Below are 1,192 nucleotides of genomic sequence, written 5' to 3'. Positions count from 1 at the left end.
TGGCTAAGGAAAAATTCGAACGTAACAAACCGCACGTCAACGTTGGCACCATTGGTCACGTGGACCATGGCAAGACCACTCTGACTGCCGCGCTGACCAAGGTCTGCTCCGAGACTTGGGGTGGTTCTGCTCGCGCCTTCGACCAGATCGACAACGCTCCGGAAGAAAAAGCTCGCGGTATCACCATCAACACCTCCCATGTTGAGTACGATTCCCCCATTCGTCACTATGCACACGTTGACTGCCCCGGTCACGCCGATTACGTGAAGAACATGATCACCGGTGCGGCCCAGATGGATGGCGCGATCCTGGTCTGCTCGGCTGCCGACGGCCCCATGCCGCAGACGCGCGAGCACATCCTGCTGTCCCGTCAGGTGGGTGTTCCCTACATCGTCGTGTTCCTGAACAAGGCCGATATGGTCGATGACGCCGAGCTCCTGGAACTGGTCGAGATGGAGGTGCGTGATCTGCTGTCCACCTACGACTTCCCGGGTGACGATACCCCGATCATCACTGGCTCTGCTCTGATGGCGCTGGAAGGCAAGGACGACAATGGCATCGGTGTTTCCGCCGTGCGCAAGCTGGTGGAAACCCTGGATTCCTACATTCCGGAGCCGGTGCGTGCCGTTGATCAGCCTTTCCTGATGCCGATCGAGGACGTGTTCTCGATCTCCGGTCGCGGTACCGTGGTGACTGGTCGCGTCGAGCGCGGCATCGTCAAGGTGGGCGAGGAAGTGGAAATCGTCGGTATCCGCCCGACCACCAAGACCACCTGTACCGGCGTGGAAATGTTCCGCAAGCTGCTCGATGAAGGTCGTGCAGGCGAGAACATCGGTGCCCTGCTGCGTGGCACCAAGCGTGAGGACGTGGAACGCGGCCAGGTTCTGGCTAAGCCGGGTACCATCAAGCCGCACACCAAGTTCGAGGCCGAAGTGTACGTGCTGTCCAAGGAAGAGGGTGGTCGTCACACGCCCTTCTTCAAAGGCTACCGTCCGCAGTTCTATTTCCGTACCACCGACGTGACCGGTAACGTCGAGCTGCCGGAAGGCGTTGAGATGGTGATGCCGGGTGACAACATCAAGATGGTCGTCACCCTGATCGCTCCGATCGCCATGGAAGACGGTCTGCGCTTCGCCATTCGCGAAGGCGGTCGTACCGTTGGCGCCGGCGTGGTTGCCAAAGTCATCGAGTA

1 protein-coding gene is annotated in these 1,192 nt (G+C 59.8%); it reads left to right on the top strand.

Features of this window, described 5'->3' with window-relative positions:
• Positions 1-1,192 (top strand): elongation factor Tu (gene tuf / locus ACYVD0_RS17240; protein WP_460427951.1); only part of this gene is annotated, 1,192 nt, incomplete at both ends.

The sequence above is a fragment of the Azotobacter armeniacus genome (genome assembly GCF_054779355.1).
This window is presented reverse-complemented; position numbering and strand designations above follow the sequence as displayed.